The 21,829-nt window shown below is 58.8% G+C and carries 22 protein-coding genes; all 22 read left to right on the top strand.

The genetic code is table 11. From position 1 onward, the window contains the following. Nucleotides 1–90 precede the first annotated feature (90 nt). The gene (gene motA / locus FGF54_RS01020) at nt 91–963 is read left to right on the top strand and encodes a flagellar motor stator protein MotA (RefSeq protein WP_020010426.1); all 873 of its coding nucleotides are present in this window, start codon (nt 91–93) and stop codon (nt 961–963) included. Continuing rightward, on the top strand, nt 960–1,919 hold the full coding sequence (locus FGF54_RS01025; protein ID WP_168207961.1) for a FliM/FliN family flagellar motor switch protein: 960 nt from the start codon (nt 960–962) through the stop codon (nt 1,917–1,919). Before motA ends, FGF54_RS01025 begins: the two co-directional genes overlap by 4 nt. Nucleotides 1,920–1,983: 64 nt before the next feature. After that, complete coding sequence (gene fliN, locus FGF54_RS01030; protein ID WP_065654454.1) at nt 1,984–2,523, top strand: flagellar motor switch protein FliN; 540 nt, start codon at nt 1,984–1,986, stop codon at nt 2,521–2,523. Between the two features lie 27 nt (nt 2,524–2,550). After that, nucleotides 2,551–3,594 (top strand): flagellar motor switch protein FliG, encoded by a 1,044-nt coding sequence (gene fliG, locus FGF54_RS01035; RefSeq protein WP_020811423.1) that lies wholly within the window; start codon nt 2,551–2,553, stop codon nt 3,592–3,594. Between the two features lie 128 nt (nt 3,595–3,722). Next, on the top strand, nt 3,723–4,805 hold the full coding sequence (flhB, locus tag FGF54_RS01040) for a flagellar biosynthesis protein FlhB (protein ID WP_004432517.1): 1,083 nt from the start codon (nt 3,723–3,725) through the stop codon (nt 4,803–4,805). A gap of 5 nt (nt 4,806–4,810) precedes the next feature. Further along, nucleotides 4,811–5,248: a hypothetical protein gene (locus FGF54_RS01045; protein ID WP_004432518.1), complete on the top strand. Its 438-nt coding sequence runs from the start codon at nt 4,811–4,813 to the stop codon at nt 5,246–5,248. Between the two features lie 308 nt (nt 5,249–5,556). Beyond that, nucleotides 5,557–6,849, top strand: coding sequence for a flagellin (locus FGF54_RS01055; protein ID WP_004432519.1), 1,293 nt, complete (start codon nt 5,557–5,559; stop codon nt 6,847–6,849). A gap of 315 nt (nt 6,850–7,164) precedes the next feature. Beyond that, on the top strand, nt 7,165–7,821 hold the full coding sequence (locus tag FGF54_RS01060) for a hypothetical protein (RefSeq protein WP_142778673.1): 657 nt from the start codon (nt 7,165–7,167) through the stop codon (nt 7,819–7,821). Next, a complete protein-coding gene (locus tag FGF54_RS01065; protein WP_142778674.1) occupies nt 7,818–9,122 on the top strand; it encodes a MotB family protein in 1,305 nt (434 codons plus the stop codon). Before FGF54_RS01060 ends, FGF54_RS01065 begins: the two co-directional genes overlap by 4 nt. Beyond that, nucleotides 9,119–10,396, top strand: a complete 1,278-nt coding sequence (motC, locus tag FGF54_RS01070; protein WP_142778675.1) for a chemotaxis protein MotC — start codon at nt 9,119–9,121, stop codon at nt 10,394–10,396. The genes FGF54_RS01065 and motC overlap by 4 nt, the downstream gene beginning before the upstream one ends. Next, a complete protein-coding gene (locus FGF54_RS01075; protein WP_142778676.1) occupies nt 10,393–11,754 on the top strand; it encodes a flagellar hook-length control protein FliK in 1,362 nt (453 codons plus the stop codon). The genes motC and FGF54_RS01075 overlap by 4 nt, the downstream gene beginning before the upstream one ends. Next, on the top strand, nt 11,702–12,268 hold the full coding sequence (locus FGF54_RS01080; RefSeq protein ID WP_035236040.1) for a lytic transglycosylase domain-containing protein: 567 nt from the start codon (nt 11,702–11,704) through the stop codon (nt 12,266–12,268). The genes FGF54_RS01075 and FGF54_RS01080 overlap by 53 nt, the downstream gene beginning before the upstream one ends. 282 nt (nt 12,269–12,550) lie before the next feature. After that, entirely contained in the window at nt 12,551–13,222 is a 672-nt protein-coding gene (locus FGF54_RS01085; protein ID WP_142778677.1) for a response regulator transcription factor, read from the top strand. Nucleotides 13,223–13,327: 105 nt separating this feature from the next. Further along, complete coding sequence (locus FGF54_RS01090) at nt 13,328–14,623, top strand: flagellar hook protein FlgE (protein ID WP_142778678.1); 1,296 nt, start codon at nt 13,328–13,330, stop codon at nt 14,621–14,623. 22 nt (nt 14,624–14,645) lie between these two features. Further along, nucleotides 14,646–16,124 carry a flagellar hook-associated protein FlgK gene (flgK, locus tag FGF54_RS01095; RefSeq protein WP_142778679.1) on the top strand — a complete coding sequence of 493 codons (1,479 nt, stop codon included), beginning with the start codon at nt 14,646–14,648 and terminating at the stop codon, nt 16,122–16,124. A 3-nt stretch (nt 16,125–16,127) separates the two neighbouring features. Continuing rightward, a complete protein-coding gene (locus FGF54_RS01100; protein ID WP_004432535.1) occupies nt 16,128–17,231 on the top strand; it encodes a flagellar hook-associated family protein in 1,104 nt (367 codons plus the stop codon). A 34-nt stretch (nt 17,232–17,265) separates the two neighbouring features. After that, complete coding sequence (flaF, locus tag FGF54_RS01105) at nt 17,266–17,610, top strand: flagellar biosynthesis regulator FlaF (protein WP_004432537.1); 345 nt, start codon at nt 17,266–17,268, stop codon at nt 17,608–17,610. Further along, the gene (gene flbT / locus FGF54_RS01110; protein WP_004432543.1) at nt 17,607–18,056 is read left to right on the top strand and encodes a flagellar biosynthesis repressor FlbT; all 450 of its coding nucleotides are present in this window, start codon (nt 17,607–17,609) and stop codon (nt 18,054–18,056) included. Before flaF ends, flbT begins: the two co-directional genes overlap by 4 nt. Beyond that, nucleotides 18,047–18,517 (top strand): flagellar hook assembly protein FlgD, encoded by a 471-nt coding sequence (gene flgD / locus FGF54_RS01115; RefSeq protein ID WP_020812913.1) that lies wholly within the window; start codon nt 18,047–18,049, stop codon nt 18,515–18,517. Before flbT ends, flgD begins: the two co-directional genes overlap by 10 nt. Before the next feature lie 48 nt (nt 18,518–18,565). Then, complete coding sequence (gene fliQ / locus FGF54_RS01120) at nt 18,566–18,832, top strand: flagellar biosynthesis protein FliQ (RefSeq protein WP_003503352.1); 267 nt, start codon at nt 18,566–18,568, stop codon at nt 18,830–18,832. A 157-nt stretch (nt 18,833–18,989) separates the two neighbouring features. Next, entirely contained in the window at nt 18,990–21,077 is a 2,088-nt protein-coding gene (gene flhA / locus FGF54_RS01125) for a flagellar biosynthesis protein FlhA (protein WP_004432552.1), read from the top strand. After that, nucleotides 21,074–21,829, top strand: coding sequence for a flagellar biosynthetic protein FliR (fliR, locus tag FGF54_RS01130; protein WP_020812910.1), 756 nt, complete (start codon nt 21,074–21,076; stop codon nt 21,827–21,829). The genes flhA and fliR overlap by 4 nt, the downstream gene beginning before the upstream one ends.

Below are 21,829 nucleotides of genomic sequence, written 5' to 3' on the forward strand. Positions count from 1 at the left end.
GCAGCGCGGGAGAGGCTTTGCGGACAGGTTCACGCAAGCCACATTTTTTAGACATGGCGGCATGGAACACTGTTCGGGCGTGGTCGATCAATGAATATTGTAATTGGACTTATAATCACCTTCGGCTGCATCATCGGCGGCTATATGGCGATGGGCGGTCATCTGGACGTGCTGGTTCAGCCGTTCGAATTGATGATCATCGGCGGTGCCGGTCTCGGCGGCTTCATCATGGCGAACCCCATGAAGGTCGTGAAGGACTCGGGCAAGGCGCTCGGCGAGGCCTTCAAGCATTCGGTCCCGAAGGAGCGAAACTATCTCGACGTGCTCGGCGTGCTTTATTCGCTGATGCGCGATCTGCGCACGAAATCGCGCAACGAGATCGAGGCCCATATCGACAATCCGGAAGAATCCTCGATCTTCCAGAGCGCGCCCTCGGTTCTGAAAAACAAGGAACTGACCTCGTTCATCTGTGACTATGTCCGCCTCATCATTATCGGCAACGCCCGCAGCCACGAAATCGAGGCGCTGATGGATGAGGAAATCGAGACCATCCTGAACGACAAGCTGAAGCCCTATCACGCGATCACCACCATGGGCGATTCTTTCCCCGCCATCGGTATCGTCGCGGCGGTTCTCGGCGTCATCAAGGCCATGGGCAAGATCAACGAATCGCCTGAAGTGCTGGGCGGCCTGATCGGCGCCGCACTCGTCGGCACCATGCTCGGCATCATCCTGTCCTATTCGATCTGCAATCCGCTGGCGTCGCAGGTCAAGATCGTCCGCACCAAGCAGCACCGCCTCTACATCATCGTCAAGCAGACGCTGATCGCCTACATGAACGGCTCGGTGCCACAGGTCGCGCTCGAATACGGCCGCAAGACCATCTCCAACTACGAGCGGCCGTCGATTGACGCCGTCGAACAGGAGATGATGAACCCCGGCGGCGAAAACAAGGCGGCATGACGATGGCAAAAGCTGCAGCGCAACAAGCACCCGCCATCGACACCGCCCTTCTCGCAAAATTGACGGGAGGGTTGTCCGACCGCAAGACGATCGCCAAGATCGGTTCCGATATCGGCCATCTCTACAGCGAATTCCTGCCTGATATCTTCCACAGCGAGACCGGCATCGCGATAGACGTCGAATATGTCGGTTCCGAATCGGGACTGATGACCGACCTCATCGCCAATGTCGGTCGCAATGTCGCGGTTGCCGATTGTTCCCTGCGCAACTGGTGCCCCAATTTCATGATGACGGTCGGCAACGGCTTCGTCATCGCGCTTATGGAGCGCATGCTGGGTGCGTCGCCCGACATGATCGGCGAACCGGACGAGCGCAGCCTCTCCCATATCGAGCTCGACCTCGCGGCCATGGTTCTTGGCCGCATTGCGGGTGTCCTGCGCTCCGGTGTCAATGCGCCGGGCGGTTTTGAGGCGGCCATCGATCCGCCCTTTAATTCCAACGGTAAAAGCGCCTTCGACGAGATGATCGCCGGCCTTTACGGTGTGACCATCCGCCTGAAGATCGATATCGGCAAGGTATCGTCGGAATTCTCGCTGATCGTGCCGCAGCGACCCCTGCTCAAGACTTCCATCGTTGCCCCCAAGGCTTCAGCCCAGGCGCTGAAGAAGCAGGAAGAGTGGATGGAGATGATCTCGGAGCAGGTGAAGCGGTCGCAGGTCACGCTCGAGGCGCGCATCAAGCTTGAAACACTGACGCTCAGGACGATTTCCAAGCTGGTGGCCGGTGATGTCATCCCGTTCCAGGCTCTGAAGCAGGACGATATCGGCGTCGAGGTCAGCGCCAACGGTTCCAAGCTCTACAATTGCGAATTCGGCAAGTCCGGCGACCGCTACATGGTTCGGGTGAAGAACAATGTCAGCACGGACGACGAGATCTTACGACATTTGATGGGTTAAATCCTGCGTGGCCTTTTCGGGTTCTGGGCAGGCTGACGCAAGTTTCAAAGGGAATAATCAGCGCATGGCTACGAAGAAAACACCTGTGACCGATGATGCGGCGTTGCCGTCGTTTGAAGACGGCGGCGACCTCGACCAGGCTATCGGCGATCTGCGTGGCGTCCTCAAGACGGATGCGGAAGGTTCGCTCTCCGATTTCGGCGACTTCGGCGATTTCGGCAGCACGGACGAGGTCTCGACGGATACCGACCTTTCCGCTTTCGGTGGCGGAACGGCCGATTTTGGGATGGATGATTTTGCCGCCGCCCCGCAGGTTGCGGGTGTGAAGGCGCCGCTTGGCAGCGGATTGTCCGAAAACATGGAAATGATCATGGACATCCCGATCGATGTCCAGATCGTTCTCGGCACCAGCAGAATGCTCGTTTCGGGGCTGATGAGCCTTGAAGAGGGCGCAACGATCGCGCTTGATCGCAAGATCGGCGAGCCGGTCGAGATCATGGTGAATGGCCGCCGTATTGCGCGCGGTGAAATAACGGTTCTGGAAGACGACGATACGCGCTTCGGCGTAAAATTGATTGAAGTACTGAGTACGAAGAAAGCCTGATCCCTGTGGGGACGGAGAGGAAAGACCATGATGGACTTCGAGGATTTCGGTAACCCCCTGGCAGGGAAACCGTTGTCTCAGGCCGACAAGGCGGCCGCGGTGCTTCTTGCCATGGGCAAGGGCGTCGCCGGCAAGCTGCTCAAATTTTTCACGCAGCACGAATTGCAGATGATCATTTCCTCGGCCCAGACCCTGCGCGTCATTCCTCCCGATGAACTTGCCCAGATCGTAGCCGAGTTCGAGGACCTGTTCACCGAAGGAACGGGTCTGATGGACAATGCCAAGGCAATCGAGAGCATTCTCGAAGAAGGCCTCACCCCTGAAGAGGTGGACAGCCTTCTTGGCCGCCGCGCCGCCTTCCAGGCCTATGAAGCATCGATCTGGGACCGCCTGCAGGAAGCCGAGCCGGAATTCGTCGGCAAGTTCCTGCTGCGCGAACATCCGCAGACCATCGCTTATATTCTTTCCATGCTGCCCTCGTCCTTCGGTGCGAAGGTTCTCCTGACCATTCCGGAAGAGCAGCGCGCCGATATCATGAACCGTACCGTCAATATGAAGGAAGTCAGCCCGACGGCTGCCCAGATCATCGAGAAGCGTGTGGTCAACCTCATCAACGAAATCGAGGCCGAGCGCAATGCCGGCGGTTCCACGAAGGTTGCCGATCTGATGAACGAACTGGACAAGCCGCAGGTCGATACGCTGCTCAGCTCGCTCGAGACGCTCAGCAAGGAAGCCGCAAACAAGGTCAAGCCGAAGATCTTCCTCTTCGACGACCTCATGTTCATGCCGCAGCGCAGCCGCGTCCTGCTGCTCAACGATGTTTCGGCCGATGTTCTGACGATGGCGCTGCGCGGCGCCACGATGGAAATCAAGGAATGCGTGCTCTCCAGCATCAGCCCGCGCCAGCGCCGCATGATCGAATCGGATCTTGCGGTGCCGCAGGCCTCGATCAACACCCGCGAAGTGGCGATTGCACGCCGCGCCGTCGCGCAGGAAGCGATCCGGCTCGCCAATTCCGGCCAGATCCAGCTGAAGGAAGCGTCCGCGGAGGAACAACCGGCCGCGGCTTAAGCGGAAGCCGGTTGATAACCCGCCCTTACGGCGGAAGCGGCCATTGCGATGGCCGGTCACGGACGCTAGTTTCGGGAATGACGGCCTGCCGGGATCGGCGGGCCTTTTTTTGATCCCGGAGACGTGCCTTGGCAGACGATCAGGACAAGGACAGTAAAACAGAAGCCCCGACGGAGAAAAAACTCCGCGATGCGGCGGAAAAGGGCAATCTTCCCTTTTCCCGCGAAGTGCCGATCTTTGCCTCGTCGCTTGCCTTTTATTGTTACCTGGTCTTCTTCCTGCCCGATGGCGCCGGTCGTCTTGGCGTCACATTGAAGGACCTGTTCGGCCAGCCAGAACAGTGGGACCTCAGCACCCGGCCGGATGCCCTGTCGCTATTGTATTTTCTCGGCACCTCGATGGCCTATCTGCTTATGCCGGCGATGATCATGTTCATCGTCTTCGGGCTTGCTTCGTCGTTTTTCCAGAACCTGCCGTCGCCGGTGCTTGAGCGGGTGCGTCCGCAATGGTCGCGTGTCTCGCCGGCGAAGGGCTTCACGCGCATCTACAGCAAGCAGGGTTTCGTTGAATTCGGCAAATCCGTATTCAAGATCATGATCGTCTCGGTCATCATGTTCCTTGCCCTGCGTGGCGACTTTTACAGCCTCATCGATCTGATGTTCTCCGATCCGCAGGTGATTTTCGTCCGGGTGGTCGAGATCGTCAAAAAGATGATGGTCGTGATTCTGCTTTCGACCGCGCTGCTTGCCGCCGTCGACGTTTTGTGGACGCGCCACCACTGGTTCAGCCAGCTGAAGATGACGAAGCATGAGGTGAAAGAAGAATACAAGCAGTCGCAGGGCGACCCCGTGGTCAAATCCCGCCAGCGCTCCATCGCCCGCGACCGTGCCCGCCGCCGCATGATCAACAATGTGCCGCGCGCCACACTTGTCATCGCCAACCCGACACACTTTGCGGTGGCGCTGCGTTATGTTCGCGAAGAAGGCGACGCACCTGTTGTCGTCGCCAAGGGTCAGGACCTTATCGCCTTGAAAATCCGCGAGATTGCGGAAGAAAACAATATCCCCGTTTTTGAAGACCCGCCGCTTGCACGCTCCATGTTTGCGCAAGTCTCGGTAGATAGTGTGATTCCACCAGTCTTTTACAAGGCTGTGGCTGAGCTCGTTCACCGGGTTTACGCCATGAAGTCATCGAAAATACGGGTTCAATAAAACCAATGAAAAAATCCGCCTATTCCGAACAGCGGGAAATGATCGTCGCAGAGGCGATCAACCCGATCGCCACCGAACTTCGATTGTTAGACCCGGCCGACCTGATTTCGCTGCTCCGATTCGAGTGCTACGGCAGTATCGCCGACCTCGTTTCATCGGCTGCGGAGCTTTATTATCATCCCGGTACGATCAATTTCGGCGCCGGCGGCGAGTATAAGCTCGAATGGGAAGGCGCGCCGGAGATCGTCCTCGATCTCGAACTGAAGCCGAAGGGCGCCACGGTCTATGCGCGATTGACGCTCGCCAACGAACATGCGGCGATCGAGATCAATCACGTCTCGTTTCAGAACCCTTCCGAAAATCCGGACGAGAACACCGAGTTTCTTCGTCAAAGCCTGACGGCTGCCCGATTCGTGCCCACCCGTCAGGGCGAAGCGGCTTAACCGGATCACCCGCTCCCTATTTCCGTCATGTCCGTTGCGCGCGCCGAAATCGCGGGCGCAACGGCCTCGTTCCGGTGCGTTTTAACCCGAGCTTGCCTGAAGCCTGCCGGTTTATGCGAAACCCGGCTGCGAAAGCGAGGAACGCCTTGCAAATCAGTCTCGTTGTTTGTTACCTATCGTATTAACGATTTGTTAACGAACGGCAGGTCGCGGTGGTCGGTTCAGACCATTGCCGATGCGCATGATGCCCCTGCTCGTTGTCGGCACAGCGCCGGATTTTTTCTTAAATTTTGAGTTGGGTGGACCCCATGACCAGCATTTTGACCAATGCGGCGGCAATGGCCGCGCTGCAAACCCTGCGGATGATCGACAAGAATCTGGAAACGACGCAGGCGCGCGTGTCCTCCGGCTATCGTGTCGAGACTGCGGCGGACAACGCGGCCTACTGGTCCATTGCAACGACAATGCGCTCCGACAACAATGCGCTTTCGGCCGTGCAGGATGCTTTGGGTCTGGGCGCCGCCAAGGTCGATACCGCCTATGACGCGCTTGAAAGCACGATCGAGGTCGTCAAGCAGATCAAGGCCAAGCTCGTCGCCGCCTATGGCGTGGGTGCCGACCGCAGCAAGATTCAGGATGAAATCAAGCAGCTTCAGGAACAGCTGAAGAGCATCTCCGAATCGGCCTCCTTCTCGGGTGAAAATTGGCTGCAGGCCAGTATCAGCAACGGTGGCACGCCTCCGGTTGAAGAATCGATCACCAAAAAGGTCGTTGCATCCTTCACCCGCACTGGCTCGGGCAATGTCGGGGTCACGACCGTTGACTACACGCTCGACGGCAGCACCGTCCTTTTCGACCTCAGTGGCGGAAAGCTCGGTATTCTCGACAAAAACGCCGTTTTCGTCAGCAAGACGGAATATGAAGTCACCCAGACCTCGACGACCGCCGGCACGGCGACGCAGGCGGGTTTTGTCGTACCGAAGCTCACCGACGCAGAAATCGGCGCGCTGAATGCCGCGACGACGGATACGAATACCGATCCGAATGTCTATAGCGACGGCACCGCCAATTACCTCCGCCTTGCCGAAAATGTATGGGTCAAGGTGACGGGGACGGATCCGTCGAGCGGCGGCACCACCGTTTCTCCTGCCTATCGCGACACCAGCAGCAACGACTGGTTTTACGATACCAGCAGCGGAGCGGCGTCCGCCGATCGTTCCCTCGGTTTTTCCGTCTCCACCCTTGATCTCGGCAATCTCGATATCGTTGCCGCGGCCATGGGCGGTTTTGCCGGCGGCGGCACGACCTATACCGACGCAGACGCCATCGACATGATGATGTCCTTCGTCGACGGGCAGCTTGAGGCGATGACCAGCACGGCTTCTAGCCTGGGTTCGCTGCAGAGCCGCATCAGCATGCAGGATAACTTCGTTTCCAGCCTGATGGATGTGATCGACAAGGGTATCGGCCGTCTCGTCGATGCCGACATGAACGAGGAATCGACCAGGCTGAAGGCGCTGCAGACGCAGCAGCAGCTCGGCATCCAGGCGCTCTCCATCGCCAACGCCAATGCGGAAAATATCCTCCAGCTCTTCAAGTAACGGGTCTGGCCGGCGTGTGGGCGCGCGGGGATGAATGGGCGCAGGCTTCCTGATCGAGCCCGCCTTCATCCTCGCACAAGTTTGAACACCTAACGTCGGGTCAATATGGGGCGGATCGCATGGCGTGATCCGGCCGGGAAACGTGGAAGAGACGGGCAGGGTAGCAAGGATGACGGTGGTGCCGCCAAACGGCTTAGAGCATTTCCAGGAAAAGTGGACCCCGGTTTTCCGTCCGGAAATGCGGCGAGGCTTTTGCGATTCGCGCGGGCAACGAAACATGTCTGGCCCCTTTCTCCTGTTTTGCCGGGGGCAGGCATGAGCGCGTCCATTGCACGGTTTCTCAAGGACTTCGGTGAAGCGCAACCGCAACCGGCGGCGCAGGCCTTCGGCGACCCGTTGGCCGACACAGATTTCCTGTCCGGTTTTGCCGATGGCGCTTCCGGTTTCGACGAATTTGCTCCCGTCGATGTGGAGAGCGAGAAACAGGCGGCCTATGACCGCGGCCGCGAAGATGCTACCCGCGAGATCACCGAGAAGATGCAGGCGGAGCGGGAAGAGCTGATCGCTGCCCATGCGGCCGAGCTGGAGGCCCTGCGTTCGGGTCATCTCGAAGAAATCGCGGCTTCCCTGTCCCATGGTCTGCGCGAGGGTATCGACGCGATTGCGGCCAATCTCAGCGAACAGACCGCCAATATCCTTGCTCCGCTCCTGACGGAAAAGCTGTCGCTCAAGGCGGTCTCGGCGCTGGCGGATGTGGTGCGTAGCGCCATGCCGGATGGCGAAGGGGTCACGCTTGTCGTGAAAGGCCCGAAAGATTTGTTCGAGCGGCTGAAGACGCAGCCGGGCTTTGAAGAAGAAACGATGAAATTTACCGAGACCACCGATATCGATCTTTCCGTCGAGTTGGGTGAAAGCGTGTTCGTGACGCGCATGTCCGCCTGGGCGTCCAGTCTTCGCAAGGTGATGAAATGAGTGAAGGCGAAAATCACCACCACGGTAAAAACGAGATCATCATCGTCAAGCGCCACAAGGGCGGTCATGACGGCGCCCATGGCGGTGCGTGGAAAATCGCCTATGCCGACTTCATGACGGCGATGATGGCGTTCTTCCTCGTCATGTGGTTGGTCAATGCCGCCAATGAGGAAACTAAGGCCTCGGTCGCCAGCTATTTCAATCCGATCAAGCTGTCCGATGAGAAACCCTCGTCCAAGGGGCTGGAAAAGCCGGTGGATAAGGAAGAGGGCGTCCAGAAGAAGGACCAGTCCAACATCCAGGCGGAAAAGGTCACCAAAGGCTCGGCCGCGGCGACGGGCGAAGACCTGACCTCGCAGACCGGTGAGCAGTCGAACTTCTCCGAAGCCGACTTTTTCGAAAATCCCTATTCAGTGCTGGCGGAAATCGCCCAGCAGGTGGGGCAGCAGGCCAATGTCAGCGCCAAGGGCGAGGGCGGCGCCGCCGATTCCGGCCCGGCGACGGGCGCAAGCGGCGGTGAAGCCTATCGCGATCCGTTCGATCCCGATTTCTGGACCCAGCAGGTGAAAATCACCCGCGCCGATCAGCCGCAGAAACCGGTTGAACAGCAACTCGCCGAGAGCACACAGGAGGATGCGGCCGAAAACGCTCAGGCGGTCGCGCTCAAGGCGTCCGAGACACCGGCCGACAAGGCGGAAGACGGCAAACCGATGGAAGTCGCTGCCGTTGTGCCGCAGCAGCGCCCGGATGCGGCCGAGCAGGCAGCGCTAGCGCAGCCAAAGCCGGATGAGCCGCGACAGGCGAGCGATGCTCAGCAAAAGGCCAGCGACGCCGACTGGGAAAAGGCCGACACGCTGCGCGAGGAGATCGAGAAGCAGATATCCGGCATTACCGGCAAGCTTTCCGAAGGTCTGGTGGTGACACCGGCCGAAGGCGGATTGCTGCTCACCATTTCCGACCAGACGGAAACGCCGATGTTCAATATCGGATCGGCCGTTCCCCGGCGTGAAATGGTTCTGGCCATGGAAAAAATCGGCAAACTGCTTCAGGAGCGCGGTGGCAGCGTGGTGATACGCGGCCATACCGACGGACGGCAGTTCAAGGGCGAGGCCAATGACAACTGGCGGCTTTCCATGGATCGCGCTCACAGCGCCTATTACATGCTGGTGCGCGGCGGCCTGTCGGAAGAGCGGGTAAAGCAGGTCTCGGGTTTTGCGGACCGCAGATTGCAGGTGCCGGCGGACCCTCTGGCGGACGCCAACCGCCGCATCGAAATTCTGCTTGAGGCCGATCGGGGGTGAGTGTGACGAAAACCTCGAAACGCTGGCTTCTTCTTGCGGCAACGCTTTGCGGTCTCGGCTCCGAGCCGGGCAGGGCGTTTTCGCAGTCGCAAGACAATCTCATGCCCTATGCCATGCTGCGCTCCCTGCAATTCGTGCAGGATTCGGTCGCCATGGGCGACCATTCCGCTTCGGAAATGCAGCGGTTTCTACTTCAGACCATCGATGAGCGGCTGAAGAGCGCGCCTTCGGCGATCTTCAAGGATCCGCGCAATGTCGATGCGGCGCTTATCTATGCGATGAGCGGCGGCAATCCGGCTACGCTGGAATTGCTGGTCGCGCGTGATGTGGATGGCAATTTCGACAGCCGCGTTGCCGATATCCTGCGCAAATACCTCTCCGGCAAGGGAACGCTTGTCGCGCAGAGCATTGCGGCCATGGTGCCGGAATATCGCGGCAAGCGGATTGGCGCCTACCTTGCGCTGATCGGCGGCAATGTGACGATCCCGCGCGATCCGTTGGCGGCGCTTGGTTTTTACGATATCGCCCGGCTCGAAGCGCCGGGCACCATCGTCGAGGAGGCGGCATTGCGCCGTTCGCTCGCCATCGCGGTCGAGGATGGCGATGCGGCACGCGGCGTCGATTATGCGCAGCGTTATGCGCGGCGGTTCCTGCATTCGCCCTATGCCAGCCAGTTCGCGGACCTTCTGGTCTCGCTGGTGGTCAAGCGCGCCGATTCCATCGGGGAGGAGGCGATACAGGAAACCTTCGCCATGATGGATACAGAGAGGCAGAAGGAAGCCTATCTGCGGCTTTCCCGCCTCGCGGCGATCAGCGGCAAGGATTCGCTGGCGCGCATGGCGGCGTTGAAGGCGAAGGCGCTGTCTCCTGCGCTGCCGGGTGAGCCGGAAGTGCAGGCAAATCTCTATGAAAGCCTTTCCAACATCGGCACGCCCGATGTGGTGAGCGCGATCGAAACAATAGGGCAGATTCCCGAAGCGCAGCTTTCGGAACGGGACAGGGCCTTGCGGGAGGCGGCAAGGGCGATTGCCGAGCAGGTGGTTCGTCCTCCTTCCCCGCAGTCCGGTGTCGAGGCCGACACTGCGGCCACGAAGGACACCGGGCGGAATGCGCCCGAAAACGAAGCGAACGCTGCCGATGCAAGGAGCATATGGCGGGTCGAAACCCAGAAGGCTGACGATGAGGGCGACAACGTGCGGCAACTCGTGACGAGCGGTCGCAGCAAGCTCGATGAAATCGACAGCCTGTTGAAGAAAGGCGAGGGGGCACCATGATCGACGCAACCATCAACGCGATAGTGAATGCGCCGCCATCCGATCCGCGCGCCGGCAGCGCCAATGCCAGGGACGACGCCAAGGGCGGCAGTTTCGGCGATGCCCTTTCCACGGTTCGGGACGAGCGCCCGCCGCAGGCGCTGCATTCGCGGCATCAGCAGGACGAGAACCCGGCTGAAGAACAGCAGGCGCAGCCCGATGGCGAGGCGGAAAAGATGGATGTCCCAGTCAAGCGGCCCGCAACATTTCTCAATGTGATCGTCAACGAGCATGCCGGCGAAGGTCGTGCCCAGGAGACGGTGGCCGAGTTTCAGAGCACCGTGAAAACGGCCCGCACAACGCCGGAAAACGGCAAGACCGGCAAGAAGCTCAAGGACGACGCCGACAAGGACGCCGAGGTGACGGACGATACGATCGATCCGAAGCTGGCGGCACTGCAGCTGGTGACGGCCAATGCCGCCGATATGGCGACGGCCAAGACACCGCTTGAGGAAATTGCCCAGGCGATTGCCGGCAAGGCCGACACGGTGAAATCAGACCGCGCTGAGCCTGTCCGTGGCAAGGTCGAGCATTCGGTCAAGGACATGCCGACAGGGATCGCACCAGCCGGTAACGAGGCGGGCTCGGCTTCGGAAAATGAGGGCGATGCCTCGGCATTCCGTTTTTCGTCTCCGCGCTCAGGCGTGGCCCGGGCTCTGGATATGAGCACCGTTCAGCGTGAAGGCCGTGTCGAGTTCGATGCACGCGAAAGCACCGGCAAGGCGGCCGACACCATAACGGTTCTCGATTCGCGGCGGTTTATCGGCCTGGCGCCCTCGACCAACGCTTCGGCCCTGACCGGCCTGATCGTCAACGATCCGGAATGGGTGAGCGCCATGCAGCCCGGTTCGTCGCTCTCCAATGCGGCGGCCCAGAGCAGCACCGGCAAGGTCGTCCATACGCTGAAGCTGCACATGACGCCGATCGAGCTTGGATCGGTGACAATGTCGCTGCGTCTTGCTGGTGACGAGCTTGCCGTTCACATGACGGTGGAGAGTGTTGCGGCCTACAAAAAGCTCCAGGAAGACAGCAAGAGCATCCTCGATGGCCTCAAGGCGCAGGGTCTGACGGTCGATAACATCACCATCAGCATCGCTTCTTCCGACAAGAGTGACCAAACGGGCACACAAGGCAACAATCAGCAAAATCAGCAGGCGCAGCAGCAGGGCCAGCAGGCCGCCGCCGGGCGCAACCGTGACGAGTCCGGAGCACGGGGCGACCGGCAAGGCAATGGCGATAATTTGGGGGTGCATAATGAAGGCATGGATGGCGCTCTTGGCTCTGCCCGCTCTTCTGCTGACAATGGCGTCTACCTCTGAAAACGCGTCCGCTTCGGCAACGTCAGGTGTCTGTGAAAGAGAGATCCAGTCGGCGGCCCGCAAATATGGCGTGCCGGAGGGAATTCTCTATTCGGTGGGGCTGACCGAAACGGGCCGCAAGGGGCGTCTCGACCCCAACGCCATGAATATCGAGGGAAAACCGGTATTTGCCTCCTCCACAGAGGAGGCTTTGACCACTTTTGAGGCGGCGAAGCGCAACGGCGCCAAGCTGATCGACCTCGGATGCATGCAGATAAATCATTATTTCCATGGCGAAAACTTCGCATCCGCGCGGGAAATGTTCGATCCGCGCCGCAATGTGGAATATGCCGCCATGTTTCTGCGCAACCTTCACAACAGGCATGAAACCTGGACCATGGCGGTCGCCCGTTATCATGCCGGCCCCAACAATGACCCCGCGCAGAAGAAATATGTCTGCCGTGTCATCGCCAATCTGGTGGCGACGGGCTACGGGAAATGGACCGCCAACGCGAAAAATTTCTGCGACGGTTGACAACCTGAAATTGCTTTCAGGCGCCGCAGGACTCGTATTTTGAAATGTGGCGATAGATTGATCGAAAAAAGGCATTTCAAGCGGTTTTTTCGGAATTTTGAAATTTCTACACAAAAATTTTGTGCCATATATGGTTAATACCCACTATATATAGATCAAATCGGCACAAAATGGTTAATCAATTATTAATATCTATCGATGATTTCCTACAGTTGTCCCTGAATCGCCCGATTCGTACCAATGCCACATTGGAAAACACCACACTGATTCGGAGGCGGACGAATGATCGTAGTGGTTGATGAGCGCGAGCTCGTTAAAGACGGCTATACATCTCTATTTGGGCGTGAGGGCATTCCCTCGACCGGGTTCGATCCGGTCGAATTCGGGGAGTGGGTCTCGACGGCGGCGGAAAGCGATCTTGCGGCTGTGGAAGCCTTCCTGATCGGCCAGGGCGACCGGAGCTTTTCTTTGCCGAAGGCGATCAGGGATCGCACGACGGCCCCGGTGATCGCGGTCAGCGACCAGCCCTCGCTGGAATCGACGCTGGCGCTTTTCGACAGCGGCGTCGACGACGTCGTGCGCAAGCCGGTACACCCCCGTGAAATTCTTGCACGTGCGGCGGCGATCCGTCGCCGATTGCAGGTCATCTCGAATTTCACCGATGCTGGACCGATCCGGGTTTTCTCCGATGGCCGCGACCCGGAAGTGGGTGGTGAAGCGTTCCCCTTGCCGCGCCGTGAGCGCCGCATCCTCGAATATTTGATCGCCAATCGCGGACGCCGCGTTTCCAAGGCGCAGATTTTCAATGCCATCTACGGCATCTTCGATGACGACGTCGAAGAAAACGTCGTTGAAAGCCACATCAGCAAGCTGCGCAAGAAGCTGCGCAAGAAGCTTGGCTACGATCCGGTCGATTCCAAACGTTTCCTCGGCTACAGCATTGATTGGCAATGATTTTCATTGACCCGCGTGGTCTTTTTCAAACGCGGTATTTCCGACAGCTTCACGCAAGCCAAACGCTTTACCTTCTCCCTGAAAGATGACCACGAGGGTTTTTGAATGAGTATTTTCGGCACTATGCGAACCGGTGTGTCCGGCATGAATGCACAGGCGAACAAGCTGGGGACCGTGGGCGACAACATCGCCAACGCAAGCACCACCGGCTACAAGCGCGCATCGACGTCGTTCTCCTCGCTCGTTCTGCCCTCCTCGTCGGGCAGCTATGCGTCCGGCGGCGTGCAGTCCAACGTTCGCTACAGCATTTCGGAGCAGGGCAACCTCTCCTACACCACCTCGAGCACCGACCTCGCCATTCAGGGCAACGGCTTCTTCGTGGTTCAGGACGGTGCAGGCGCGCCCTACCTCACCCGCGCTGGTTCTTTTGTGAAGAACGCGGAAGGATATCTGGAGAATGCGGCGGGCTTCCAGCTGATGGGTTACCCTTACGGCGCCAACCCGCCGGCAGCGGTCGTCAACGGATTTACGGGTCTCGAGGCAATTAACGTCAACAACTTCGGTCTGACGGCATCGCCTTCCACGCAGGGCAGCTTCCCGGCCAACCTTAACCGCGATGAGGCAATCGTTGCCGCTGGATCGCGTCCAAGTGACAACGTCGCGACGTCGACGGTGGGCAGCAAGACGTCGCTGACGGCCTTCGACAGCGGCGGTGCCAAGGTTCTTTACGACTTCTATTACACGCGCATTGACAACGATGCGTCCGGCAATCCGCAGTGGGAAGTGTCGGTTTATCGTCAGGATCAGTCGACGGATGGCGGCTTCCCCTATACGGCAACCGCGCCGGCTACGCTCGTCAAGGAAACGGTCACCCTGACCTTCGATCCCGCCACCAACAAGCTCACCAGCGGATCGGATAGCTCGATCACGATTAACGACAGCAACAGCGGCGTGGCGCAGGCGATCGAGATCGACCTGTCGCAGATGACGCAGTTCTCCTCGAAGTTCACGCCTGGCACCGCTGTTCTGAACGGTAACGGCCCAAGCCAGATCAAGGACGTCGAAATCGGCAAGGATGGCCTGGTGACGGCGGTCTATCAGGATGGCGGTCGCCGCAATATCTACCAGCTGGCGCTCGCCACGGTGCCGAGCGTCGACAATCTCAGCCCGCAGAACGGTAACGTCTATCTGCCGAGCAACGAGTCGGGTGTCGTCACCATCGGCTTCGCGCAGACGGGCAGCTTCGGTTACATCCAGAAGGGTGCGCTGGAAGGCTCGAACGTCGATATCGCCAGCGAACTCACCGACATGATTGAATCCCAGCGTATCTACACAGCGAATTCGAAAGTCTTCCAGACTGGATCGGATTTGATGGACGTCCTGATCAATCTGAAGAGATAATACTTCTCACGAGGACAGATGAATGTCGCTCACGTCAGCAATGAATACTGCGCAGTCGATTTTCAATAATACAGGTAAGCAGACGGACGTTACCTCCAAGAACATTGCCAATGTCGGCAATGCTAACTACGTCAAGCGAACCGCCATTCTCGGCACGACCATGGCTGGAGCGAGTATCGTCTCCAACGGCCGTGCCCAGAATGAAAGTCTTCTCAGGCAGACGATTTCCAGCTCTTCTCTCGCTTCCGGCCAGAGCACGGTTCTGACCGGTCTTGAGGAAATGAAGAGCATTTTCGGCGGCAACGATTATGAGAGTTCGCCGGCCACCTATATGAAGGAACTGCTGAAGAGCCTGGACGCTTACGCCGCCAAGCCGAGCGATGCCGCTCTGGCCGCCACGGCCGTCACCTCGGCTACCGATGTCGCCAGTTCCCTGAACAAGGCCTCGAACGAATTGCAGGCGATGCGTCTGCGCGCCGACAAGGAAATCGCCCTTCAGGTCGACAAGCTGAACGGGCTGCTTGCGAAGTTCGAGGAAGCCAATAACGAGGTCAAGGCGCAGACGGCGATCGGCGGCGATCCAAGCGATGCTCTCGATCAGCGCGAGACGCTTCTGAAGGATATTTCCTCCATCATCGGCATCAATGTCGTCAATCGCCCCAACAACGATGTGGCGCTTTATACGACGGATGGCGCGACGCTGTTCGAAATCGTGCCGCGCAGCGTCACCTTCAAGACGCAGCCGGGCTTTGATGCGACGACCACGGGCAACGCAATCTATGTCGATGGCGTAGCGCTGAAGGCAGGAAGCGGCAGCAACACGACGTCTGAGGGGTCGCTTCAGGGCCTGATGCAGGTTCGTGACGATCTGGCGCCGACGATGCAGAGCCAGCTCGACGAAATCGCCCGCGGCCTCATCACTATGTTTGCGGAAAAGCCGGCCGACGCGACCAGCGGCCTGCCGGATATGCCGGGTCTCTTCACCTATGGCTCGCCGGCGGCGACGACCATTCCGGCAGACGGGATTGTCTCTCCCGGGCTCGCAGCCAGCATTACCGTCAACCCGGCGTTAATTATTTCCAAAGGTGGCAATCCGGAATTGTTGCGTGACGGCGGTATCAACGGTACCGATTACGTGATCAATACCGCAGCGTCGGGGGGAACCGGTTTCTCCGAGCTTATCCGCAGCTATGTTACTGCTTTTGACGCGCCCATGAATTTTGCCGCGTCGACACGTATCGATACGAATACCAGCATCCTGAAATACGGCACCAACTCGATGGGGTGGCTCGAACAGGAACGTTCCGGCGCGACTTCTGCGAACGAAGCGAAAAGCGCGCTTTATGAGCGCTCCGCCACGTCCTATTCGAACAATACGGCGGTCAGCCTGGACGAGGAACTGTCGCTGCTCATGGATATCGAGCAATCCTACAAGGCCGCGACCAAACTGGTGACGACCGTTGACGAAATGCTCAAGTCCCTGATGGACATGGTGAGGTAAACGATGAAAACGTCATTCATTTCATCGCTGGCGATGCAGAACAGCATGCGCAGCACCATCCTCAAGGCTCAGCTCGAGATGACCAATCTCAATACCGAGCTGACGACGGGCAAGCATGCCGATCTCGGCGTGACGCTGGGCGCCAACACCGCCCGCAGCCTCGATCTCAATCGCGATATCGACCGCATCACCTCGCTGGTCAGCGTCAATTCGATTGCAACGCAACGCCTCAAATCCTCGCAGACGGCGCTGGACGGCATGGCGCAGGCCGCACAGGAAATTCAGAAGGTTCTTGTCCCCAATACCAGCAGCGAAGCGCCGACGCTGACGACGGTTGCCAAAACCATTTCGAATGCCTTCAACAATTTCACCAGCTTCGCCAATACGGCGGTCAATGGCGAGTTTCTGTTCTCCGGCATCAATACGGATGTGAAGCCCGTCGATGACTATTTCGCTGAAGGGTCTACCCTGAAGGAAGCCTATGAGACTGAGCTGAACGCATTCATGGCGGCGCAGACGCCGGCGGTTGGCGACATCACCGGCCTGTCCAAGACCCAGGCCGAAGCCTTCATGACCCATATCGAAGGTGTGTTCAACGGCACCACGACGGTAACGAACCCGCCCCACAGCAGCCTGACGGCCGGCCAGAACTACGATTTCTGGACGACCTTCGGCTCCAAGGCGAGCGACACCAACATGACGAGCCGTATCAGCCAGAACGAGGTCGTGGAAACCTCCAGCAACAGCAATTCGCAGGGCATGCGTTATTTTGCACTGACGGCGATGACGGCGATGACCTTCCTCGACGAAAAGGTGGATAGCGGCGTTCGCGAAATGGTGGCGACCAAGTCGGTGACCAATATCGGCACCGCCATCAGTGGCCTGAACCAGCAGCAAAGCCAGCTCGGCCTTTCCGAAAGCCGCGTTTCGAAAGCCAATGATTCGCTGGCGGCCCAGAAGAAGATCATCGAAACGCATCTGCTGGATATTGAGGGGATCGATACCTACGAGGCGAAGACCCGCCTCGATCTGCTGCAGCAGCAGATTGAAATCGCATACAGCCTCACGTCGCGTCTGCAAAAAATGAGTCTGGTGAACTACCTCTGATGAACAGGGGTGGCGGCAGATAAAGGATACATGAATGTACCAGTTTTCCTACGCCGAAATCATGGAGGATGGTGTCGCCAACGCGAAGGATCGCGAGCGGCAGGCGTTGACAAAATCGATCGACCTTCTGGTGGAGGCAAGGGATTCCTCTTCGCAGCGCCACACGATCGAAGCGCTTTTTTACACTCGACGGGTCTGGATCCGCTTCATTGAGGATCTCAAGCAACCCGACAACCAGCTTGCCATGGAGCTCAGGGCCAATCTGATTTCCATCGCGATCTGGATATTGAAAGAGTGCGAACTGATCCGGAAACGTCAGTCGACGAATTTCCAGGGCATAATTGACGTGACAACCATCATCAGGGATGGACTGAAATGAAAAGTACACTTCGGATTTCGCTGAAATCGGGCGAAAAGATTTTTATCAACGGCGCGGTTCTGCGTGTGGATCGCAAGGTGGCGCTCGAATTCCTGAACGATGTCACGTTCCTGCTTGAAAACCACGTCCTGCAGCCCGATCAGGCGACGACGCCGCTCAGACAGCTTTATTTCATCGCGCAGATGATCCTCATCAACCCGGAAGGGCGCGAACAGTCCACCAACATGTTCCGCAAGTCGGTCAGCATGCTGCTGAACTGCTTCCAGCATGACGAGGTTCTGGCGGAACTCAAGCGGATCGACGGGCTGGTTGCCTCGGGCAAGGCTTTCGAAGCGCTGAAGGCCATTCGCGGTCTCTATCCGATCGAGGAGAAAATCCTCAACAATCAGGAAATGACCCCCGCAACGATCGAACAGATTCGCAAGGAGATCGCACCATGGCGGTAGATGCAGTCACTTCGGCAGCGTCAAATCCCTGGGCCAATGCCGGGGCGAGCAGCTCCGACAGCAGCGCGGCGTCGCTGAACTACGACAGCTTCCTGAAGCTCCTCATCGCCCAGATGAAGAACCAGGATCCGACCAGCCCGATGGATGCCGGCGAGCAGATGTCGCAGCTCGCAAGCTTCTCGCAGGTCGAGCAGACCATCAAGACCAACACCCATCTGAAGAGCATGCTGCAGGCGGAAGCCCTGACGCGCGCCTCCGATCTGGTCGGCAAGACGGTCAAGAGCGCCGACGACACCGTTACCGGCGTGGTGAAGGAAGTCGAGGTCTATTCGGACGGCGTTGTCGCCATCACCGAAGCTGGTGACAAGGTGCTGCTGCAGGCCGGCGTGACCTTCTCCAACGGCCCGATTACGAGTACATCTGATAGCGGAACCGATTCGGATAGTGCGACCGGTTCCTGACATTGAAGAGGCGGCATGACGCCGCCTTTCCGGATTGAGGATGCGACGATGAACGAGGCCGATGCGCTTGACATCATGCAGGCGGCTGTCTGGACGGTTCTCGTCGCGGCCGGTCCCGCGGTTCTCGCCGCCATGATCGTCGGTGTCGTCATCGCCTTCATTCAGGCCCTGACCCAGGTTCAGGAAATGACGCTGACCTTTGTTCCCAAGATCGTCACGATCATGCTCGTTCTCGGCGTCGCCGCCCCCTTCGTGGGCGCGCAGATATCGCTCTTTTCCAATCTCGTCTTTTCCCGCATTCAGTCCGGCTTCTGACGCCGTCCGCTGTAGATGCCACCTTCGCGCAAGCTTCAGCCGCTAGGGATAGGCGGAAAGCATCGGGACGAATTGCGTGCGCTTTTCGAAAACCGGTGCCGTGGAACCGTGCGGCGGCTTTTCCGTCGCCCTTCTCATGAAGAGACAGGACGAATTTATGGCGCAACCACCAGTCATCTCCTTGCCCAAGGTCAGTCCGAGCACGCGTGACATCGGTTTCGCACTGGGCATCGTGGCGATCCTCTGCGTTCTCTTCCTGCCCATTCCGGTCATGCTGGTGGATATCGGTCTGGCCTTTTCGATTGCGCTTTCGGTCCTCATCCTCATGGTGGCGCTCTGGATTCAGCGGCCGCTGGATTTCTCGTCCTTCCCGACCGTGCTGCTGATCGCGACGATGATTCGCCTGTCGCTGAACATCGCGACGACGCGCGTTATTCTCTCCCACGGCAATGAAGGGCCGACGGCGGCGGGCGGCGTGATTGCGGGCTTCTCCAGCCTCGTCATGTCCGGCGATTTCGTGATCGGTCTGATCGTCTTCCTGATCCTGATCACCGTCAACTTCATCGTCATCACCAAGGGCGCGACGCGTATCGCCGAAGTCGGCGCGCGTTTCACGCTGGACGCCATTCCAGGCAAGCAGATGTCGATCGATGCGGATTTGTCCGCCGGCATCATCGACGAAAAGGAAGCGCAGCGCCGCCGCCGCGAGCTGGAAGAGGAAAGCTCCTTCTTCGGCTCGATGGACGGCGCCTCGAAATTCGTGCGCGGCGACGCCATTGCCGGCCTCATCATCACCGCGATCAATATTTTCGGCGGCATCATCATCGGTTATTTCCGCCACGGCATGCCCATCGGCGAAGCGGCCGACGTTTTCGTCAAGCTTTCGGTCGGTGACGGTATCGTCTCGCAGATCCCGGCCCTGATCGTATCGCTGGCAGCCGGCCTTCTGGTCTCGCGCGGCGGCACCGCCGGCTCGACGGACCAGGCGGTCGTCAATCAGCTCAGCGGTTATCCGCGCGCGCTGATGGTTTCGGCCATGCTGATGGGACTGCTCGCCATCATTCCGGGCCTTCCCTTCCTGCCCTTCATCTTCCTCGGCGGCATCATGGCCTTCGGCAGCTGGTATATTCCGCGCCAGGCGGAGGCCGAAAGCGCGCTGCGGCGTCAGGAAGAGGAGAACAAGGTTCTCCAGACCACCGAGGCGGAAAAGGATTCGGTCAAGCAGGTGCTGAAGACGGCCGAGATCGAACTGGCGCTCGGCAAGCAGGTTTCCACCCGCCTTCTCGGGGCGCATCAGGAACTGGCCTTCCGCGTCGGCAAGATGCGCAAAAAATTCGCGACCCAATACGGTTTCGTCGTACCCGAGATCAAGGTTTCCGACGACATCATGATCCCGGAAAAAGCCTATCAGATTCGCGTTCACGGCACGACCATCGCATCCAGCAACCTGCGCGTCGGCGACGTGCTGGTCGTGACCGGGGCAGGGCGCAAGCCGAGCATTCCCGGCGACGAAATCCGCGAACCCGCTTTCGGCATGCCCGCCGTCTCCATTCTTGAGACCTTCACCGAGGATCTGAAGCGCGAAGGCTTCCATCCGATCGACAACGTCTCCGTGGTGCTGACGCATCTGAGCGAAGTCATCCGCAACAACCTGCCGCAGCTCCTGTCCTACAAGGACGTCAAAATCCTCATCGACAGGCTCGATCCGGAATACAAGAAGCTGGCCGACGAGATTTGCTCGTCGCACATGTCCTATTCCGGCCTGCAGGCGGTGCTGAAACTGCTGCTCGCCGAGCGCGTCTCAATCCGCAACCTGCATCTCATTCTCGAAGCGGTCGCCGAACTTGCGCCGCATGTGCGCAAGACGGAACAGATCGTCGAACATGTGCGGGTGCGCATGTCGCAGCAGCTCTGCGGCGATCTTGCCGACAATGGCGTGTTGCGCGTCCTGCGCCTCGGCAACAAATGGGATATGGTCTTCCATCAGGCGCTGAAGCGCGACCAGAAGGGCGAAATCGTCGAATTCGACATCGATCCCCGCCATCTTGAGGAGTTTTCCGAGCAGGCATCCAAAGTTATCCGTGAATTCATGGATCGCGGCCTGCCCTTTGTCCTTGTAACCTCGCCGGAAACGCGGTCCTATGTGCGCATGATTATCGAGCGACTCTTTGCGACCCTGCCGGTTCTTTCGCATGTGGAACTGGCCAAGGGTCTCGAGATCAAGATTCTGGGCGCCATTTCATGATAACCGACCCGCAGGGGACAATCATTGCATTGTTCCTTGCCATCTGCCGTATCGGCGCATGCTTCATGACCATGCCGGGCTTTTCAAGCTCGCGCATTTCGCCGCAGATTCGCATGCTTCTGTGCGTCGCGGTGTCCATGGCGCTTCTGCCCGTGCTGTGGGACACGATTTATCCGAAAGTTTCCGGCGCAAGCCAGGGCACGGTCGTCGGCCTCATCTTCACAGAGGTGGTCATCGGTTCGATGTATGGCCTGATCGCGCGGTTCTACACCCTCGGTTTCCAGTTCACCGGCGCGCTCATCGGGGCCTCCATCGGTCTCAGTGCGCCGGGCGGTGCCGATGTCATCGAAGACGTGCAGGAAAACCAGATATCCAACTTCATCACCTTCGGCGGCCTGCTGGTTCTGTTCATCTTCGATTTCCACCACATCGTCCTCAAGGCGCTGGTGGATTCCTACACCGCCACGCCGGTCGGTGCGCTTATCAGCGGCCAGAAGATGCTGATTACGCTGACCGACACGCTCAGGGCGTCTTTTTCGATCATGCTGCGGCTTGCCAGCCCCTTCGTGATTTACGGCTTGATGTTCAACGTCGCGGTCGGCCTCATCAACAAGCTCGCGCCGCAGATTCCGGTCTTCTTTATCTCAACGCCCTTCGTTCTCGCGGGTGGTCTTTTCATGCTTTACCTGTCGGTCGCGGCCCTCATCCGCCAATTCGTGGATGGTTTCGGCCCGGTCTTCATCGGCTTTTGA

Origin of the sequence: Agrobacterium sp. T29, from assembly GCF_006970545.1 — a bacterium.
In the GTDB taxonomy this organism is placed as follows: domain Bacteria; phylum Pseudomonadota; class Alphaproteobacteria; order Rhizobiales; family Rhizobiaceae; genus Agrobacterium; species Agrobacterium leguminum.

What these genes read in the sequence shown, in the direction of transcription:
- motA (WP_020010426.1), top strand. Translation starts at nt 91, where the DNA reads ATGAATATTGTAATTGGACTTATAATCACCTTCGGCTGCATCATCGGC.
- FGF54_RS01025 (WP_168207961.1), top strand. Translation starts at nt 960, where the DNA reads ATGACGATGGCAAAAGCTGCAGCGCAACAAGCACCCGCCATCGACACC.
- fliN (WP_065654454.1), top strand. Translation starts at nt 1,984, where the DNA reads ATGGCTACGAAGAAAACACCTGTGACCGATGATGCGGCGTTGCCGTCG.
- fliG (WP_020811423.1), top strand. Translation starts at nt 2,551, where the DNA reads ATGATGGACTTCGAGGATTTCGGTAACCCCCTGGCAGGGAAACCGTTG.
- FGF54_RS01045 (WP_004432518.1), top strand. Translation starts at nt 4,811, where the DNA reads ATGAAAAAATCCGCCTATTCCGAACAGCGGGAAATGATCGTCGCAGAG.
- FGF54_RS01055 (WP_004432519.1), top strand. Translation starts at nt 5,557, where the DNA reads ATGACCAGCATTTTGACCAATGCGGCGGCAATGGCCGCGCTGCAAACC.
- FGF54_RS01060 (WP_142778673.1), top strand. Translation starts at nt 7,165, where the DNA reads ATGAGCGCGTCCATTGCACGGTTTCTCAAGGACTTCGGTGAAGCGCAA.
- FGF54_RS01065 (WP_142778674.1), top strand. Translation starts at nt 7,818, where the DNA reads ATGAGTGAAGGCGAAAATCACCACCACGGTAAAAACGAGATCATCATC.
- FGF54_RS01075 (WP_142778676.1), top strand. Translation starts at nt 10,393, where the DNA reads ATGATCGACGCAACCATCAACGCGATAGTGAATGCGCCGCCATCCGAT.
- FGF54_RS01080 (WP_035236040.1), top strand. Translation starts at nt 11,702, where the DNA reads ATGGCGCTCTTGGCTCTGCCCGCTCTTCTGCTGACAATGGCGTCTACC.
- FGF54_RS01085 (WP_142778677.1), top strand. Translation starts at nt 12,551, where the DNA reads ATGATCGTAGTGGTTGATGAGCGCGAGCTCGTTAAAGACGGCTATACA.
- FGF54_RS01090 (WP_142778678.1), top strand. Translation starts at nt 13,328, where the DNA reads ATGAGTATTTTCGGCACTATGCGAACCGGTGTGTCCGGCATGAATGCA.
- flgK (WP_142778679.1), top strand. Translation starts at nt 14,646, where the DNA reads ATGTCGCTCACGTCAGCAATGAATACTGCGCAGTCGATTTTCAATAAT.
- FGF54_RS01100 (WP_004432535.1), top strand. Translation starts at nt 16,128, where the DNA reads ATGAAAACGTCATTCATTTCATCGCTGGCGATGCAGAACAGCATGCGC.
- flaF (WP_004432537.1), top strand. Translation starts at nt 17,266, where the DNA reads ATGTACCAGTTTTCCTACGCCGAAATCATGGAGGATGGTGTCGCCAAC.
- flbT (WP_004432543.1), top strand. Translation starts at nt 17,607, where the DNA reads ATGAAAAGTACACTTCGGATTTCGCTGAAATCGGGCGAAAAGATTTTT.
- flgD (WP_020812913.1), top strand. Translation starts at nt 18,047, where the DNA reads ATGGCGGTAGATGCAGTCACTTCGGCAGCGTCAAATCCCTGGGCCAAT.
- fliQ (WP_003503352.1), top strand. Translation starts at nt 18,566, where the DNA reads ATGAACGAGGCCGATGCGCTTGACATCATGCAGGCGGCTGTCTGGACG.
- flhA (WP_004432552.1), top strand. Translation starts at nt 18,990, where the DNA reads ATGGCGCAACCACCAGTCATCTCCTTGCCCAAGGTCAGTCCGAGCACG.
- fliR (WP_020812910.1), top strand. Translation starts at nt 21,074, where the DNA reads ATGATAACCGACCCGCAGGGGACAATCATTGCATTGTTCCTTGCCATC.